The organism is Hymenobacter jeollabukensis (assembly GCF_005771675.1).
GTDB classification, from domain to species: Bacteria; Bacteroidota; Bacteroidia; order Cytophagales; family Hymenobacteraceae; genus Solirubrum; species Solirubrum jeollabukense.
This window is the reverse complement of record NZ_VAJM01000002.1, coordinates 147,239-163,824: the sequence shown is the minus strand read 5'-3', so window position 1 is coordinate 163,824 and position 16,586 is coordinate 147,239. Positions and strand designations below refer to the sequence as shown.

Here is a 16,586-nt window from a genome sequence, read left to right as displayed (position 1 = left end):
TGCCGAGCGGCCTCGCCCCTCGCGGAACGAGCACCGACCGCGCAAATCCGGGCGGTTAAGCATGCGTAGCCGTGTTAGTCGCGGCGGGCCATTTTGGCTTCGATGGAGTGCTGGGTGTGGGGCACGGCCCGCAGACGCTCCTTCGGAATCAGCTTGCCCGTGCCGATGCACACGCCGTAGGTGCCGTTCTTGATGCGAATCAGGGCGTTTTCGAGCTGCTGGATAAACTTCATCTGACGCGAGGCCAGCTGGTTCAGGCTTTCCTTCTCGGCCGTGTCAGCGCCGTCTTCCAGCACCTTGCTGGGCGAAGCGGTGGTATCGGTACCCGAGTCGTTGCGGCGGCTCAGGGTTTCCTTGATGAAGGATACTTCTTTCCGGGCAGCGGTCAGCTTTTCCTGAATGATGGCTTCAAATTCAGCCAGCTCTTCCCGGGAGTAGCGCAGGTTTTCTTCACTCATGGTGGGGCAGGAAAAAGATGTAATCAGTTGAAGATAAGTGACTTACCAAGTACACTTCAGTGTTGGTATACGGCGAGGCTGGTAGAGAGGCAACAGCGCCCGGCCTGGTTTAGTGCCGTAACGCGCAGTGCTTCAAATGCCTACGCCGGTATTCCCGCTTACTCAAGCAGCCCGGTTTTCCGGCCGCAAAGCTACGGGTTTGGTGGCACTCTAACCACTATGGTTTATCTAAGGTTCAGAAACCGAGCATGTGAATGGCCGTCACGGCCGCTTCCACGCCTTTGTTGCCGTGCTTGCCGCCGGCCCGGTCCCAGGCCTGGGCCTCGTCCTCGGTGGTCAGCACCCCGAAGATGACCGGCTTATTGAACTTCAGGCCCACGTTCATGATGCCCTGAGCTACGGCGTGGGCAATAAACTCGTCATGGCGGGTTTCGCCCTTGATGATGACGCCTAGGCAGATGACCGCGTCGATTTCCTCGTGCTGGGCCAGCAGCTGCGCGCCCAGGCCCAGCTCGAAGCTGCCGGGTACGGTGTTGCGGAAGATGTTGTCGGCCTTGGCCCCGTGCTGGATGAGGGTATCGTAGGCACCCTGCGCCAGCGTGTCGGTGATGCTGCGGTTCCACTCGGCCACCACCAGGCCGAAGCGCTTGTCGCTGATGTCGGGGAATTGGTCGGAAGTGTAGCTGCTCAGGTTTTTCAGGGAAGTAGCCATGCTGGTCGTTGGGTCGATGCTGAATGAGGCACAAATATCCGCTTCCGCGGGCAGATGCGCGGCGGCTGGGGCTGTGTAGGCTAAGCGGCCTGCTCAAATGGCCCTAAAAAGGCAGCGCCGCTTCCTGCTGACAGGAAGCGGCGCTGCGCGGGTTGTCTGCTGTGGAGCTTACTTGCCAGTCAGAGCCTTGTCGCGGGCCTGGTAGATCTTGGCCTCGTTGGCTTCCGGCGACAGCGGGTAGTCGTTCACGATTTTGTCGTAGGCGGTACCGGCGGCGGCGTAGTCCTTCTGCATTTCCTTGGCCACGGCCAGCTTCATCAGGTAGCCGGGCGTGAAGTACTCGTTGGCTTTGTAGTCGGCGGCCTTCTGGTAGTAGTCGGCTGCTTCCTTGTACTTCTTCAGCTCCATGTTGGCGTCGCCGATGAGGGCGTAGGCGCGGGCCTGCAGCAGCAGGTCATCAGAGCTAAAGTCCTCCAGATAGTCGATAGCCTGCTGGTACTTGCCGTCCTTCAGCGAAGCGGCACCGGCGTAGAAGTTGGCCAGGTTGCCCGCCTTCGTGCCACCATACTCGCTGGCTACGGCTTCGAGGCCGGGTGCCTGCCCGTCACCCTTCAGGGCTTTGCGCAGGGAGTCGGCTTCCCAGTAGTTCACGGCCTGAAACATCGTCGCCTGGGCTTTGTCGTCCTGCGACTGTCGCCAGGTGTAGTAGCCGAAGCCCCCTACCACAGCCAGCACTAGTGCGGCCAGCAACCCGAACACGATGTTCTTGTTGCGGCGCACGAATAGCTCCGAATCCTCCAGCCGGTTGGCCAAGGCATTGGGGTCTTCCAGCAGTGGGTGCTGATATGGCGCATTGGGGTCCGGCTGACCCTCCTGGGGCTGCTGGGGCGTCTCGTTCTGGCGCGCCTGCGGCGTATTGCGCGTGTAGGGAATCTTCGACATGGGAAGGGAAAAGGAGGGCGGTCGGATTGGACCGGCCGCCCGGCTTAGCTTAATCGGTGGTTACTCGCGGATGAAGGGATAGTCCGTCTGCACGTACACGTCCTGGTACAGCTCCTCGGCGGGCGGGAAGGGCGACTTCTCGGCAAACTCCACCGACTCAGCTACCACGGCCTTGATGCGGTCATCAATGGCCTGCAGCTCGTCTTCGGTGGCGTACTGGCGCTCCAGAATAACGGCGCGCACGTTCTCGATGGAGTCGCGCTGGCGGTAGCCTTCCACCTCTTCCTTGGTGCGGTACTTGGCCGGGTCCGACATGGAGTGGCCTTTGTAGCGGTAGGTCTTGAACTCGAGGAAGGACGGGCCTTCGCCGGCGCGGGCACGTTCAGCGGCGCGGGCCACGGCGTTGTGCACGTCTTCTACCTGCATAGCGTCCACGGGCTCCGAGGGCATGTCGTAGGCCTCGCCAATGGTGTAGAGGTCCGTCACGTTGGAAGTACGCTGCACCGAGGTGCCCATGGCGTAGCCGTTGTTCTCCACCACGAAGATGACCGGCAGCTTCCACAGCATGGCCATGTTGAAGGCTTCGTGCAGGGCGCCCTGGCGCACGGCGCCGTCGCCCATGTAGCAGATGCAGAGCTTGCCCGTCTTGTTGTATTTCTCGGCGAAGGCCAGACCGGCGCCCAGCGGCACCTGCCCGCCCACGATGCCGTGGCCACCAACGAAACCAACTTCCTTATCGAACATGTGCATGGAACCGCCCTTGCCTTTCGAGCAGCCGGTTTCCTTGGCAAACAGTTCGGCCATCAGCGCGTTGGGCGAAGTGCCCAGCGCCAGCGGGTGGGCGTGGTCGCGGTAGGCGGTAATGAACTTGTCACCCTTTTCCAGTGCCGATACGGCACCGGCTACGCAGGCCTCCTGGCCGATGTAGAGGTGGCAGAAGCCTTTGATCTTTTGCTGGCCATAGAGCTGGCCGGCTTTTTCCTCGAAGCGGCGCATGAGCATCATGCTCTCGAACCACTTCATGTACGTCTCCTTGTCGAAGGCGGGCTCGGCAGCAGCAACCTGCTTTTTGGCGGCCTTGCCGTTCGCGGAAGTCGTCTTGGCTTGTTTCGCCTGCTCAGCCACGGGCTGGGCGGCATCGTCCTGGGGCGGGGTAGCTACTTGCTGCTCCTCGGCCTTTTGCGGGGCCTTCGTTTTCGCCTTGCTGGCCGAATTGGATGCCTTCGAGGCAGCCTTTACCTTCGTATCCGCCATTAGTTGCTCTTCTAGTTCGGGTTTTGGAATGCGAAAGTACGTAAAAGCATGGCAACTCCGAAACCCCCGCTTAGCATGACGCTGGACTCGCTACACCTGCTCTTTTTCAAGAATTACGACGAAGCCACCCTCACGCTTTCGCCTCACATCAACTGCTTTATCGGCGAGAACGGCAGCGGCAAGACCAACCTGCTCGATGCCATCCATTACCTGTCGATGACCAAGAGCGCCTTTGCCGCTTCCGATGCCCAGTGCATGAAGCAAGGCGCTGACTTTTTCTTGGTGAAAGGCCGCTTCACCCTCCCCTCTTCCGCCTCGCCCGATACCATTCAGTGCAGCCTGCGAGCCGGCCAGAAAAAGCTGGTCACCCACAACAAGCAGCCCTACGAACGTCTATCCGACCACATCGGCCGGTACCCGGTCGTGCTCATTTCCCCCTACGATACCGACCTTATACGACAGGGCAGCGAAGAACGCCGCAAGTATTTCGACAGTCTTATCTCCCAGCTCGACCACTCCTATTTGGAGCTGCTCATCCAGTATAGCTTCGCGCTCAAGCAGCGCAATGCCCTGCTGAAGCAGTTCGCCGAGCGCCACAGTTTCGACCGTGACTACCTGCAGGTATTGGACGAGCAGCTAGTAGATGCCGGCAGTCAGCTGGTCGTTATCCGGCAGCGTTTCCTGCAGGAGTTCGTACCCGTCTTCCAACGCCACTACATCGATCTGGCCGACAGTCGCGAAACCGTAACCCTGGATTATAAGAGTCAGCTCCCAGGCGAGGATTTCGCGCAGCTGCTGCGGCAGAATGAGCGCAAGGATATTACCCTGCAGCGCACCTCCATAGGCCCCCACAAGGACGACTACGTGTTCCTGATGGATGGCTCGGCGGTGAAGGGATTTGGCTCGCAGGGCCAGCAAAAATCGTACGCAATTGCGCTGAAACTGGCCCAGTTTGAAATCATGGCGAGCAAGAAGCAGCACAAGCCCTTGCTCCTGCTCGATGACATTTTCGACCGCCTGGATGAGCGGCGGATCAAGCGACTCCTACAATTGGTGGCCAATCACACCTTCGGTCAGGTGTTCCTTACCGATACCCACCTTGAGCGTACCGACCAAGCCCTGGCGGGGCTCTCCGAGCAAGTATCGCGCTTTCGGGTAGAAAACGGGACCGTTCACCCCCTGTAGGCGTACAAGCTTCGTACCTTTGAAGCACGCAGAGGCTTGCCCTCTTCGCGATATTATAGCCTTTTTGTCGTGAAATTCCGCCCGAAAAATGAGTTTTCCCGCCAAGCGGACGTCGTGCCCTTGAAGGACGGTATTCAGGCTTTGCTGAAGGCTTACCGCTTGCAGGGCAAGATGAACGAGGTCTACGTGGTGTCTTCCTGGGAGCGAATCATGGGCCGGGCCGTGGCGCTGAAAACCCAGGAGGTTTACTTCCGCAACGGGAAGCTGTTTGTGCGTTTGACTTCTGCCCCGCTGAAGCATGAGCTGTTTATGGCCAAGACTCGCGTCGCGGAAATCATCAATACCGAGGTCGGTGAAGACTTGGTAAAAGAGGTGGTTTTTCTTTAAGGCCAGCCTGCCCCTGTGATGTAGCCAACCCTTACGTTAATCTGCCCAAGCCTCTCCCATCGAGAGGCTTTTTTTTGCCTGCTTTTCCCGTTTGTTGGCCTCATGCTTCCGCCTCTATTGGCTCGGCTCTATGAGCCCTTTACTTCCTCTAACTTCTCATTTCTAGATGAGACTTGGCGCTCAAATTAGCGCCCCAGGTTTCCCCGCAAACTGGCATTGCCCCTTGCCTGAACCAGGGCCTACCTCACGTTGCGCAGCTTGGTGCATATAGCTATTACTGGCAAGCCGATACAGGGGCTAGCATGATTATCGAATCCTAGGATACACTGCAGGCTACAGAATGTTCCACGTGAAACATTACTGTTCACTTGGGGCCATACACTTTTAACAGAAGCTCATTATAGGCTTCCAATAGAGCAATGTATTTCGCCTGAAGGGCCATCAAAGCCTTTATAGGGTCTTGATCTGCAGCTTGTAACGTGTTTTCACGGGCAACAGTGTTACGCGTTACAGATCCAGTAGGCGGTGTTACACTTTGTATTGTAAAGGGTAATTGAGATTGTACAGTTGTATCAAAATCATTCGTAAAATCATGTTGTATCACCTCACCAACCCGCTTAACAAAATTGTAGTCAAGCGTAGCATCTTTGAATTTACGGTAAATAGTAGGACGTGTAATACCCAGCTCCTGCACGATACGACTAATGGAAATACCACTGTTTTTAATGGCTTCCTGCAGGATTTCGCCTTGGTGGGTCATGCAAAGGGGGATGTAACGGAGCTAGGGTGTAAAGATGACAAATTTGTTAGATGATGCAAAATTATAACACATATGATTACTGTTACACGATACAAAAATGATACTAATCGAACACTGTTACATTGTTACATAATACACTTTACAGATACACTATCACTCACACGTTACAGCATCTTGTAACACAAACCGTGTAACATCTGCTTACTCGGTCCACTGCGCGCCCTTATCTGAGCTTGTATAACAGCTCCTGCAGCTATCGATGTAAAAAAACGCCTGGGTTAGCAGGCGTTTGGTTGGTAGTCGCGGCATCGGATTCGGGCGGCCTGTTAAGGGCCGAGTACAGTCACTGCTCGATCTGGATAATCTGTAGTGATACCGTGTACGCCCAGCTGCGCAACACGCTTGATATCCGCTGGATCATTTACCGTCCAGGCTATGATGGGCAGCCGGGCGCTTTTGCAGAAGCGGAGCAGCGTCTCATCGAGCAGGTGATAATCGGGACCGAGTGCATCTGGCACAAACCCGAGCCGCTGGATATGCTCAGCCACCGGCAGCTCGTCTTCGATCAGCAGGCAAACCGGGTAGCCTGATGTGGCGCGAACAGCTTGTACCACGCGGTGGTCGAAGGACATCAGCAGGAGGCGCAGCGGGAACGTAAGCTGGCGTTGCGCATTGGCTAAGACCTGCTCCACCAGGGCCACGAATTGCGAAGGCGGGGGCTGGTCAAGGCCGTCGGCGCCGGGGGTACTTTTCAGCTCAATGGAAAAGGCCGGAATGGGTCGGCCCAGCGTGGCACAACGAGCCGCCACGGCGTGTAGCACCTCCGTAAGGGTAGGCTTATAGGCTGGTTCGGACTGCTGCTCGGGGAAATTGGGGTGCCGTATGCGGCCACAGTCGCAGCGGCGGATGGTGGCGTAGGGCTGCCGGAATAGGTTGAAGGCCCGGCCGGCTTCGGGAGTTAGTACGGCACCGTCGGGGCCGGTGCAGACGGCAGCATTCAGCCAGGGCTCGTGCGACACGACGACTTCGTTGTCGGCCGAGATAATGACGTCAAGCTCGAGGCCGTCGACGCCCCAATCGAGGGCGTGCAGGAAGGCGGGCAGGGTGTTTTCGGGGCGCAGGCCGCGGCAGCCGCGGTGACCGTAGATGAGTGGCCGCAGGGAGGATTCGGGAGCTGGTAGCATAGGATATGCATACGCAAATCGGCGGGCAGGCAGGCAAACCCGTGGGCGAACTAGCAGGAGCAGCGCAAAGCGGTATTTTTGGCGAAGCTTTGCGTTGAACTCATCTTTTTCTGACCCCTACATGAAACGTTTACTATTGCTTCTGGTGCTGGCGGTGCTGCTGATCGGAGGCTACCTGTATTACCGCGAGGTGACGACCGGTCCCAAATTCGCCCTGGGCCAGGCGGTGAAAGCCCTGCACGACCACGACGTGAGCAGCTTCGAGAAGTACGTGGACGTGGAGAGCGTGACGGGCAGCCTAGTGGATCAGGTGGCTGATCAGGGCAAGGCGCTGGGCTTTGTGCTGCCGGGCAGTGGCCTGTTGGCGAAGGGCGTGCTGGGCCTGGCCAAGCCGCAGCTGGCCAAGGCCGCCCGTAAGGAAATGCAGCACTTCGTAGAAACTGGTTCCTTGGAGGCGGCGGCTGCCAGCCAACCACAACGCATGGTGAAGGTATCGATGGCCGGGCTGGCCAGCAAGGTTATCAGCCCGGAGAGCAGCTTCAAGGGCGTGAAGTACGTGAACGAGCAGGGCGAGCAGGCGCTGGTCGGGCTGGAGTTTACGCAGCCGAAGTACGACACGACGATGGTGCTGGAAGTGAAGATGCGTGACCGGGGCGACTACTGGCAGATTACGGAAATTACCAACCTGGGGCAGACGCTGGGCCACGTGGCACGCTTGGAAAAGCAGCGGCTGCTGGCCGGTAAGAAGTAAGCCGGCCGGGCCATTCGCCCGTTCATTCCGTAGAAAACAAAGAGGCCCGCTGCATTGTGCAGCGGGCCTCTTTTCGTTTGGCGAAACGGAGTCGGTTTAGGACTTGCCGCGGCCGGAAATCAGGTAATAAAGGATCAGCCCCAGAATGGGCAGGAAGTAGATGATGGCAATCCAGAGAATCTTCTTGCCGAGCGACCAGGGCTGGCGCAGCGCGTCGATCATGGCTACCACGTCCAGGATCAGGATGAGGGCGCCCCAGATAGTGTAGGAGCCGTAATCGTCGCGGCGGCTGCAGCTGGTGAGCGAGAGCGAGGCGAAGAAGGCCATTAGCGCGGCGAGGGGCCGGAAAGGCACACGGAGGGAAGTTACGCGGTTCATTGGTGGTGCTTGGGTTGGAGTAAGGAGAAGGTGTTGTGCGTCTTCTTACGCAAGCATCGCCCAATGGATATACATTCGCCTGTTTTTAGCATCCAAACACCTGATTTACAAATACTTATTACTGATTTGCTGCCAGAAATCGAGGATAACGGTGGGGTACAGCAGCATCGTGAGCAGCACGCCGTAGAGGGCGCCGTAGAAGTGGGCGTCGTGGTTGATATTGTCGCCGGAGCGGCGGCCCTGGTAGTAGGAATAGCCCAGGTAGAGGAAACCGAAGAGGAAGGGCTGGATGCGGAAGGGAATGGGGAAGATCATGATACCGCCGCCTTCGGGCGCGACGGGGTAGAACAGGATGGCGGCGAAGACCACGGCGGCCACGCCCCCGGAGGCCCCGAGGCTGCCGTAGCGGGCATCCTGGCGGTGGCGCAGGTAGGTGGGAATATCGGAGATGACGACGCCGCCGAGGTAGAGCAGCAGGAAGAGCAGGATACCGGTAAGGGTGCCGGATTCGACCATGAGCTGGTTCTGCACGAGCTGCCCGAAAGAGTAGAAGGCAAACATGTTGAAGAACAGGTGCATGAAATCGGCGTGGAGGAAGCCGCTGCTGAGGAAGCGGTACCACTCGTGGTTGCGGCGCACGCGGTAGGGGCTGAAGATCCAGCGCTCCATCACGCTGGGGTTGTTCCAGCCGTAGAAAGAGAGGCCGACCGTCAGGGCAATGAGGATGATGACGGGGTCGATAGGAAAGGGCATTGTGGGCAGAAGGAAAGGTGGATGGAACGGGGCGCTAGCTCTCGCGCTCCATCAGCTGCAGGGCCAGGCCGCGCAGCAGGGCTTTGCGCTCGGCGGGGGCCTGCACCTGGTCGAGGTGGGCCAGGGCGTCCTGGAAATAGTCGTTGATGAGGGCTTCGGTGCGGGGACGGATCTGGAGCTGGTCGTAGATGGCCGTAACGGCCCGCACCTTGGCCGCGGCGGTTTCGGATGAGTTCAGACCCAGCCAATGGCCCAGCGTGGCTCTCTGGGCCGCGTTGGCGCGTTCCAGGGCGGTGAGGAGCAGGTAGGTCTTTTTATCCGACACGATGTCGCCGCCGACGCGCTTGCCGAAGGTGGCCGCGTCGCCGTAGACGTCGAGCAAATCGTCGCGCAGCTGGAAGGCCAGGCCGATGTCGACGCCGAAGCGGCGCAGGTGGTCGGCATCCTCGGCGCTGGCTCCGCCGAGGCGGGCGCCCAGCTCCAGCGCGAAGCCCAGGAGCACGGCCGTTTTCAGGCGGATCATGTCGAGGTACTGGGCAATGCTGACCTGGGGGCGCGTCTCGAAGTTCATGTCGAGCTGCTGGCCTTCGCAGACTTCGGCGGCCGTCTGGCTGAAGCGCTGCAGGGCTTCGCGCAGCAGGGCGGGCTCGATGTCGAAGAGCAGCTCGTAGGCGCGCACCAGCATCACGTCGCCGGAGAGGATGGCTACGTTGGGGTTCCACTTGACGTGCACCGTGGGCTGGCCGCGGCGCAGCGGGGCCTGGTCCATGATGTCGTCGTGGAGCAGGGTGAAGTTGTGGAAGACCTCGACGGCCAGGGCGGGGTTCAGCGCCAGCTGCTCCCAGTGGTCGGAATAGAGGTAGGCGCCGAGCAGGGTGAGCAGGGGGCGGATGCGCTTGCCGCCCATGCTCATGCTGTAGCGGATGGGTTCGTAGAGTTCGAGCGGCTGGTCGCCGTAGTGGCGGGCGGCCAGGGCCTCGGTGATGGGGCTCAGAAAGCGGGAAAGGTCCACAGGATTGGGAGCGGCGAATGATGCCACGGCAAGGTACGGAGGGCGGGCGGCACCGGCGGGTGCCGCGGGTAGCCGACGGGCATACGGCGCGAGGGTCGCGCAGGTGGGCGGCTTGCGGCCGTTCGGCGTCGGTCAGTCTCCGCTGCGCTCAAGACTGACGACAGCGCGGACGGGGCCGCCGAAATGTGTTGGCGGAGGTTTGGAGGGTCGGGGCGAAGCTTTGGCGGGCCCTGACTTAGGTTTGGAGCGTCGGGGCGAAGGTTTGGATGACTGCGTCCATGCTTTGGAGGATCGAGGCGAAGCTTTGGAAGGTCACGTCTTAGGTTTGGACGATTGAGGCGAAGCTTTGGAGCGTCGGGACTTAGGTTTGGATGATCGGGGCGAAGGTTTGACGGGTTTGGGCTTGGGTTTGGGGTTTCTGACAAAAAACAGTGTAGGTACTAACGCAAATCCGCCCCGCCGGCACTGGGCCGACGGGGCGGAATACGGGAGCAGATAGGCTACTGGCTTAGCCGTGGAAGCGGCTGCGGCCTTTCTTGCCGCCGCCGGATTTGCGCGGGCGGCTGCCGCCGCTACCGCCCGACTTGCCACCGCCGCGGCCATCGGAGCGGCCGCCGCTGCCCGAGCCGGAGCGGCCCCGGCCGCCGCCGCTACCTCGCTCGTCGCGGGCGGCGTAGCCGTCGGATTTCGCGCGGCCGGCGCGGCGCTGGTTGGTGCCGGTACCGGAAGTGACGAGGTCCAGGTCGATGGTGCGGTCGAGCAGGTTGGCGGCTTTGATGATGACCTGCACCGTGTCGCCGAACTTGATGATGCGGCCGGTGCGCTGGCCTACCATCTGCATCCGCTCCTTGTCGTACTGGAAGTAGTCCTCGTCGATGTCGGAGACGCGCACCATGCCTTCGCTTTTGGTTTCGCCCATTTCCACGTACATGCCGCGCTCATTAAAGCCCGACACCACGCCGGTGAACTGCTCGCCCACGTGCTCGGCCATGAACTCGACCTGCTTGTACTTGATGCTGGCCCGTTCGGCCTGGGCGGCCCGCTTCTCACGCTCCGAGGAGTGCTTGCAGTCGGCCTCCAGCTCCACTGCGTCGGCGCTCTTGGCCCCGTGCAGGTAGTCTTCGAGCAGGCGGTGGGCCATCATGTCGGGGTAGCGACGGATGGGCGAGGTGAAGTGCGAGTAGTGGTCGAAGGCCAGGCCGAAGTGGCCCAGCGGCTCGGTGGTGTAGATGGCCTTGGACATGGCCCGCACCGCCAGCGCCTGAATGACGGACTGCTCGGGCTTGCCTTCCACGGCGGCCGTCAGCTGGTTCAGCTCCTTGCTCACGTTGGCGTTTTCGCCGAAGTTCAGCGAGTGGCCGAACTGCCGGGCAAACTGCGCGAAATTCTCCAGGCGGTCGGGGTCGGGCGCGTCGTGGGTGCGGTAGACCATGGTGAGGCGGGGCTTGCGGGGCTTCAGGCGGAACACGAACTCGGCCACCTTGCGGTTGGCCAGCAGCATGAATTCCTCGATCAGCTTGTGCGCGTCCTTGCGCTCCTTGATGAACACGCCCACCGGCTTGCCGTCCGCGTCGAGCTTGAACTTCACCTCCGGCGCCTCGAAGCTGATGGCGCCCTTGCGGAACCGCTCGGCCTGCAGCTTCTTGGCAATCGAGTTGAGCAGATTGATGTCGGCCGCGTAGTCGCCCTCGCCCGTTTCGATGCGCTCCTGTGCCTCCTCGTAGGTGAAGCGGCGGTCGGAGTGAATGACGGTGCGGCCGTACCAGGAGTCGTAGAGTTTGCCCTTTTCGTCGAGCTCAAACACAGCCGAGAAGGTCAGCTTGTCCTCGTTGGGGCGCAACGAGCAAAGCCCGTTCGACAGCCGCTCGGGCAGCATCGGAATGGTGCGGTCGACCAGGTACACCGAGGTAGCGCGGTGCTTGGCTTCCTTCTCCAGGCGGGTGCCGGGCACCACGTAGTGGCTCACGTCGGCGATGTGCACACCGATTTCCCAGTGGCCATTTTCCAGCTGCCGGATCGAGAGGGCATCGTCGAAGTCCTTCGCGTCGACCGGGTCGATGGTGAAGGTGGTGACGGGGCGGAAGTCGCGGCGCTTGGCAATTTCCTCCTTGCTGATGCTGGCCGGAATGGCGTTGGCCTCGGCTTCCACTTCCTCCGGAAATTCGAAGGGCAGGCCGTACTCGGCCATGATGGCGTTAATCTCGGCCTCGTGGCCCCCGGCCTGGCCGAAGCTGCGCACCACCTCGCCCACGGGCTGGCGGCCGGCCTCGGTGGGCCACTCCGTTACGCGCACGAGCACCTTGTCACCGTTCTCCGCGCCGTTGAGCGCGTGGCCGGGCACGAACACGTCGAAGTAGAGCTTCTTGTAATCGGGGTGCACGAAGCCGAAGCCGCCCTGCACCTGCAGGCGCCCCACGACTTCCTCCTTCACCCGCTCGATGATTTCGACCACGTCGCCGGTGGGCTTTCCGTCGCGGTTCTGGCCAAGGCGCACGCGCACCGTGTCGCCGTCCATGGCGAAGGCCAGACGGTCGGTGAAGATGCGCAGGTCCTCCGGCAGCTCCTCGCTCACGATGAAGGCGAACTTGGGTGTGGCCAAGTCCACGGTGCCGGTGATGGTGGGGCCGGCCTGGTAGCTGCCTTCGCGCCGCTCTTTGTAGGAGCCGGGGCGGTGGCTGCGGTCGGCGGTGCCAGGCATGTCGAAGCCGGCGGAGCGGCGGCGGTGCACGATGGGGCCTTCGTCCAGCGACTCGCCGGGCGACTCCATCGGGCGCTGCCGGCGGGGCTGGTAGCCGCCTTCGGGAGTAGCGGCCGGGGTGGGCCCTTTGCCGCGGCGCGGAGCCCGCTCCCGCTCGGCGGCTGGCGCGGCCTGGATTGCTGGCAGCTCCGGCTCGGGCCGCGCGGAGCGGCGGGCGGCGGGCTGGTCGTGGTCGGGACGCTGCTCAGCGGAGCTACGGCCGGGAATTTCCACGAGGCGGTAGTCGTCGTTCTGGAGCAGGGCGATGTGGCCGCTTTTCTTGAGGGCCTTGAGCGTGTCGAACAGCTCGTCGCGCTGGTCTTTGTCAACCACGCCGAGGCGGCGGGCGAGCTGGCGGTAGTTGAACACCTTGCCGGGGTTATCGGCGAAGATGCGGAAGACCATGGTCTTGTTGATGACGGCCGATTGAGGGGCTTGGTCGCGGCGGCGGGCCGGGTCGCGCTGAGGGCGCGGGGCGTCCGAGTCGTTATTTCTCTTCATGGTGAAAAGGGTCGCCGCCGGGCTGCTTTTGGGTATCTCTGACGGGCGGCGAGTTAGCGGAAAAAAGGCAGGCAAATCAGCGCACCGGTTTGGGCGGGCCTGCGGGGTGAATATGCGCGTCGGGCGGATTTTGTTGCGTCCGGCGCAGGGTGGTCGGCCTAGTGTTCGAGGACTGACCGGGTTAAGTTGTGCGAAAGAAAAGAACTTCTGAATATATCAGCAGCAAGCTGACGCGCCGGTAGCGGATACGCGTGGGGTAACGAGGGTCTTATTGAACGGTTTTCAGGCGCTATACGCGACGCTCGGGGTTTTGACCGCAGTCGATATTGGGATAAAAGAATCGGAGGGCTTAAACGGGCTGTAATGGATTAATAACACTTGAAAGAACGTCATTCAGAGCGCAGCGAAGAATCTCGCGTGTTCCATTGAACGAGCCCCAGGACATCAGGCTGAGCTTGCCGAAGCATCTCTACCCCTCCGTTAGGAGTGCTTGCAGCCATCAGCACGCGAGATTCTTCGCTGCGCTCTGAATGACGCGGAATCTAGGCTACGTCAGTTCCCGCCTTGCCACGGCGGCACGGATATCCTCGGGCGTATCCTTCGGAATGGCGGCCAGCAGGCGCTGGGTGTACTCGTGCTGGGGGTTGGCGTAGATGTCGGCCGCGTTGCCCTGCTCCACGATCTGGCCGGCACTCATCACCAGCAGGCGGTCCGACATAAAGCGGGCTACCGACAGGTCGTGGGTGATGAAGAGGTAGGTGATGCCGAAGTCGCGCTTGAGGTCGTTGAGCAGGTTGAGCACCTGGGCCTGCACCGAGACATCCAGCGCTGAGACGGATTCGTCGCAGATGATGCATTTCGGTTGCAGGGCCAGCGCCCGGGCAATGCAGATGCGTTGCCGCTGCCCACCGCTGAACTCGTGCGGGTAGCGCAGGTAGTGCTCCTCCTTCAGCCCCACGGTGCGCAGCAGCTCCAGCACCCGCGCCTTTTGCTGGGCCTTGGTGCCGCCGACGTTGTGCACGCGCATCGGTTCAAGAATAGCCTCGCCCACGGTCAGCATGGGGTTGAGCGCCGCGTAGGGGTCCTGGAAAACCATCTGAAAGTCGCGGCGACGCCGGCGCAGCTCCCCGGTTGAGAGCTTGGCCCAGTCGTCGCCCTCAAACAGAATCTTGCCGCTGGTTGGTTCCACCAGCCGCAGCAGCGTACGGCCCAGCGTGGTCTTGCCGCAGCCCGACTCCCCTACCAGCCCGACGGTTTCGCCGCGCCGGATATCGAAGCTCACGCCATCGACGGCGCGCACGTATTCCTTCTGCCGGCTCAGGAAGCCCTTGCGAACGGGGTAGTACACGCGCAGGTCCTGTACGCTTAGCAGGACTTCATCCTGAGGCGCAGACGGCGCGGACGAAGTGGTAGTACGACTCTGAGTCGTCCTATCACTATCGTTGAACGACGGCGCGGAGGAATCCAGCGGCACGGCGGCTATGGGCGTGTCAGCGGCTGGCGGCACCTGGCCGGTTTCCAGCAGCGGCGCGGTTTCGAAGCCGGTGAGTGTGCTGTCGGGCCGTGGAACAATGGAATGTTCCACGGGAAACATTTTGTCAATGTCGCCTCCGCTCTGAGGGGACTCGATAGGTTGCGCAGCTATTTCGTTTGCAGGGCTTTGCAGCGCGGCACTTGCCGTGACGGAGAAGGCGCCGGAGGCGTCTTCCTGCATGAAATCGGCTACCGTCGGCAGTTTTTTTCGACCCAGCGAAAGTTTTGGGCGACAGGCCAGCAGGCCTTTGGTGTAGGGGTGCTGGGGATTGGTGAAGATGTCGAGCACCCGGCCCTGCTCCACCACTTTGCCGCGGTACATCACCAGGATGCGGTCGGCAATTTCGGCCACCACGCCCAGGTCGTGGGTGATGAAGAGGACCGCCGTGTTGCGCTGCCGGCGCAGGTCGTCGATGAGCTGCAGGATGCGGGCCTGCACCGTCACGTCGAGGGCGGTGGTGGGCTCGTCGGCAATGAGGATGGCGGGCTGGCAGGCCATGGCCATGGCAATCATCACCCGCTGCTTCTGCCCGCCGCTGATTTCGTGGGGGTAGCTTTTGAAGATTTCCGCCGGCCGCGGCAGCTGGGCTTCGGTAAACAGCTCAATGGTGCGGGCCTCGGCCTCCTGCTTGCTGAGCGTGGTATGCAGCCGCAGGGCCTCCACCACTTGCGCCCCGCAGGTGTGCACGGGGTTCAGCGAAGTCATCGGCTCCTGGAAGATGAACGATATTTCATTGCCGCGCACCTTCTGCAGCTCGGCTTCCGAAAGGCGCAGCAGATCCACCTCCCCGCCCAGGGCCTCGGACTGAAACCGCGCCTCTCCCCCACTCAGCCGGCCAGGCGGCATTGGAATCAGCCCCAGCATGGCCAGCGAGGTCACTGATTTACCCGAGCCCGACTCGCCCACGATGGCCACCGTCTCGCCTGCCCGCAGCTGAAACGACACGCTCTCCACCGCCCGCGTCAGGCCGTACTGCGAGGCGAAGTCGATGGTCAGGTCGCGGACTTCCAGAATCACGGATTTTTCGGATTTGACGGATTGCACGGATTTCGTGGACGATTGGTGGGTATGGCTCGGGTTGGCGGCTTTGGAGCGTCTGGCGGGGCTGAGAAACGCTTAGACGGTGGTTTCCAGCTGCCGCAGCTGCTCCTGCAGGTAGGCAAAGGTACGCGGGGTGCGGGTTGGCAGCTCGGCCAGGCCGGTGCCCAGGCCATCTTCGGGCAACACGACGTCGCCACTGGCGCGGAGCTAGGCGAAAACCGGCGCTAAATCCTCGTCGATAAAGCGGCAGTTCTGCTCGTAAGTGTCGTCGGTCCAGAAGTCGTCGGGGGCGGTGCGGGCGGGCTTGCGCTTGGTCCTCACTCCTACCGCGTTTGGCTCGCCGCGCATGGCCTTGGCCTGCCCGCCGTAGCCGCGCCGCCGCTCGTTGTCGCCGAAGACGTAGAGCGTGCCGGGGTTGGTCTGCAGGTCTTCGCGCGTTATGAATTTCTGTTTGCGGAGCATAAAGTGGCTTAATGTAGGTAGCCGTGGTCAGCAACCACTCACTTGATTGTTGTCCTGTTAATCTCTGGAAGGCCAGACAAACTCGGGCTCTTTCAGCGGGTTCCAAGAACTCAGGCTTGAGCCCAGGAGGCTCAACGCTGCTGGCAGCAACCCTTGAAGAAAAAACTCGCTGTGATGATAGTATGGTGCTGTTGTACTGTTCTTTCTAGCATGCACGCGGATAGCTGAAGTCCCATTCGGCTCATAGCAAAACACCTCTAGCTTCAAATACTCGGTGTACTTCTCTTCGTCATCGGAAGTCTGAAAAGTTGCTCTGCTTTCCACAGTCTTGGGAAAATCAACCAACTGCTCGCTAAACGGCTTGAATTCATCCTCATAGGCATAGAATTCAATTGTAGTGGCCGTGTTCCCGTTAGAAAATTGCGCTTCGTAATGCAGCAAATTATCTTCTTCGTCTAGGAGCCCAATTACTTTCAGGGCTATTCCGTAATCAAAGTTCATTGTACTTCATCTGATCAAAAAAATAGCCCGTGCT

15 protein-coding genes and 1 pseudogene are annotated in these 16,586 nt (G+C 60.7%); 3 read left to right on the top strand and 13 right to left on the bottom strand.

What is annotated here, in order from left to right:
• Positions 1–74 precede the first annotated feature (74 nt).
• The 4 genes from FDY95_RS04750 to pdhA form a co-directional block, all read right to left on the bottom strand.
• Positions 75–458, bottom strand: coding sequence for a TraR/DksA family transcriptional regulator (locus tag FDY95_RS04750; protein WP_111479423.1), 384 nt, complete (start codon positions 456–458; stop codon positions 75–77).
• A 235-nt stretch (positions 459–693) separates the two neighbouring features.
• Positions 694–1,170: a 6,7-dimethyl-8-ribityllumazine synthase gene (gene ribH / locus FDY95_RS04745; protein WP_138075587.1), complete on the bottom strand. Its 477-nt coding sequence runs from the start codon at positions 1,168–1,170 to the stop codon at positions 694–696.
• Positions 1,171–1,338: 168 nt separating this feature from the next.
• Positions 1,339–2,112 carry a tetratricopeptide repeat protein gene (locus FDY95_RS04740; RefSeq protein WP_246073928.1) on the bottom strand — a complete coding sequence of 258 codons (774 nt, stop codon included), beginning with the start codon at positions 2,110–2,112 and terminating at the stop codon, positions 1,339–1,341.
• Between the two features lie 60 nt (positions 2,113–2,172).
• Entirely contained in the window at positions 2,173–3,135 is a 963-nt protein-coding gene (gene pdhA / locus FDY95_RS04735; RefSeq protein ID WP_138076223.1) for a pyruvate dehydrogenase (acetyl-transferring) E1 component subunit alpha, read from the bottom strand.
• A gap of 306 nt (positions 3,136–3,441) precedes the next feature.
• Here pdhA and recF point away from each other — a divergent pair, with 306 nt between their 5' ends.
• Both recF and FDY95_RS04725 read left to right on the top strand, forming a co-directional pair.
• Positions 3,442–4,551 (top strand): DNA replication/repair protein RecF, encoded by a 1,110-nt coding sequence (recF, locus tag FDY95_RS04730; protein ID WP_138075586.1) that lies wholly within the window; start codon positions 3,442–3,444, stop codon positions 4,549–4,551.
• A 69-nt stretch (positions 4,552–4,620) separates the two neighbouring features.
• Entirely contained in the window at positions 4,621–4,938 is a 318-nt protein-coding gene (locus FDY95_RS04725; RefSeq protein WP_138075585.1) for a DUF721 domain-containing protein, read from the top strand.
• Positions 4,939–5,302: 364 nt separating this feature from the next.
• On the opposite strand, the gene FDY95_RS04720 is transcribed toward FDY95_RS04725, so the two are convergent.
• A complete protein-coding gene (locus FDY95_RS04720; RefSeq protein ID WP_138075584.1) occupies positions 5,303–5,698 on the bottom strand; it encodes a helix-turn-helix domain-containing protein in 396 nt (131 codons plus the stop codon).
• 326 nt (positions 5,699–6,024) lie between these two features.
• Positions 6,025–6,882, bottom strand: coding sequence for a glycerophosphodiester phosphodiesterase family protein (locus FDY95_RS04715; protein WP_138075583.1), 858 nt, complete (start codon positions 6,880–6,882; stop codon positions 6,025–6,027).
• A 121-nt stretch (positions 6,883–7,003) separates the two neighbouring features.
• On the opposite strand from FDY95_RS04715, the gene FDY95_RS04710 reads away from it, so the two are divergent.
• Entirely contained in the window at positions 7,004–7,633 is a 630-nt protein-coding gene (locus FDY95_RS04710) for a hypothetical protein (protein WP_138075582.1), read from the top strand.
• A 96-nt stretch (positions 7,634–7,729) separates the two neighbouring features.
• On the opposite strand, the gene FDY95_RS04705 is transcribed toward FDY95_RS04710, so the two are convergent.
• From FDY95_RS04705 to FDY95_RS04675, 7 genes and pseudogenes are all read right to left on the bottom strand, one after another.
• Complete coding sequence (locus FDY95_RS04705) at positions 7,730–7,987, bottom strand: PLD nuclease N-terminal domain-containing protein (protein ID WP_171025533.1); 258 nt, start codon at positions 7,985–7,987, stop codon at positions 7,730–7,732.
• Between the two features lie 129 nt (positions 7,988–8,116).
• Positions 8,117–8,764, bottom strand: coding sequence for a rhomboid family intramembrane serine protease (locus tag FDY95_RS04700; RefSeq protein WP_138075580.1), 648 nt, complete (start codon positions 8,762–8,764; stop codon positions 8,117–8,119).
• A 34-nt stretch (positions 8,765–8,798) separates the two neighbouring features.
• Complete coding sequence (locus FDY95_RS04695; RefSeq protein ID WP_138075579.1) at positions 8,799–9,776, bottom strand: polyprenyl synthetase family protein; 978 nt, start codon at positions 9,774–9,776, stop codon at positions 8,799–8,801.
• A gap of 508 nt (positions 9,777–10,284) precedes the next feature.
• The gene (gene rnr / locus FDY95_RS04690; RefSeq protein ID WP_246073927.1) at positions 10,285–13,014 is read right to left on the bottom strand and encodes a ribonuclease R; all 2,730 of its coding nucleotides are present in this window, start codon (positions 13,012–13,014) and stop codon (positions 10,285–10,287) included.
• Between the two features lie 547 nt (positions 13,015–13,561).
• Complete coding sequence (locus FDY95_RS04685; protein ID WP_138075578.1) at positions 13,562–15,592, bottom strand: ABC transporter ATP-binding protein; 2,031 nt, start codon at positions 15,590–15,592, stop codon at positions 13,562–13,564.
• Positions 15,593–15,664: 72 nt separating this feature from the next.
• Positions 15,665–16,051 (bottom strand): annotated as a pseudogene (locus FDY95_RS04680) (DUF7831 domain-containing protein).
• Between the two features lie 57 nt (positions 16,052–16,108).
• Positions 16,109–16,552: a hypothetical protein gene (locus FDY95_RS04675; protein ID WP_138075576.1), complete on the bottom strand. Its 444-nt coding sequence runs from the start codon at positions 16,550–16,552 to the stop codon at positions 16,109–16,111.
• Positions 16,553–16,586: the final 34 nt, after the last annotated feature.

Coding starts and splice junctions, on each gene's coding strand:
- pdhA (WP_138076223.1), bottom strand. CDS start 3,135: ATGAAGTGGTTCGAGAGCATGATGCTCATGCGCCGCTTCGAGGAAAAA.
- FDY95_RS04750 (WP_111479423.1), bottom strand. CDS start 458: ATGAGTGAAGAAAACCTGCGCTACTCCCGGGAAGAGCTGGCTGAATTT.
- FDY95_RS04710 (WP_138075582.1), top strand. CDS start 7,004: ATGAAACGTTTACTATTGCTTCTGGTGCTGGCGGTGCTGCTGATCGGA.
- FDY95_RS04700 (WP_138075580.1), bottom strand. CDS start 8,764: ATGCCCTTTCCTATCGACCCCGTCATCATCCTCATTGCCCTGACGGTC.
- recF (WP_138075586.1), top strand. CDS start 3,442: ATGACGCTGGACTCGCTACACCTGCTCTTTTTCAAGAATTACGACGAA.
- ribH (WP_138075587.1), bottom strand. CDS start 1,170: ATGGCTACTTCCCTGAAAAACCTGAGCAGCTACACTTCCGACCAATTC.
- FDY95_RS04675 (WP_138075576.1), bottom strand. CDS start 16,552: ATGAACTTTGATTACGGAATAGCCCTGAAAGTAATTGGGCTCCTAGAC.
- FDY95_RS04740 (WP_246073928.1), bottom strand. CDS start 2,112: ATGTCGAAGATTCCCTACACGCGCAATACGCCGCAGGCGCGCCAGAAC.
- FDY95_RS04720 (WP_138075584.1), bottom strand. CDS start 5,698: ATGACCCACCAAGGCGAAATCCTGCAGGAAGCCATTAAAAACAGTGGT.
- rnr (WP_246073927.1), bottom strand. CDS start 13,014: ATGAAGAGAAATAACGACTCGGACGCCCCGCGCCCTCAGCGCGACCCG.
- FDY95_RS04715 (WP_138075583.1), bottom strand. CDS start 6,882: ATGCTACCAGCTCCCGAATCCTCCCTGCGGCCACTCATCTACGGTCAC.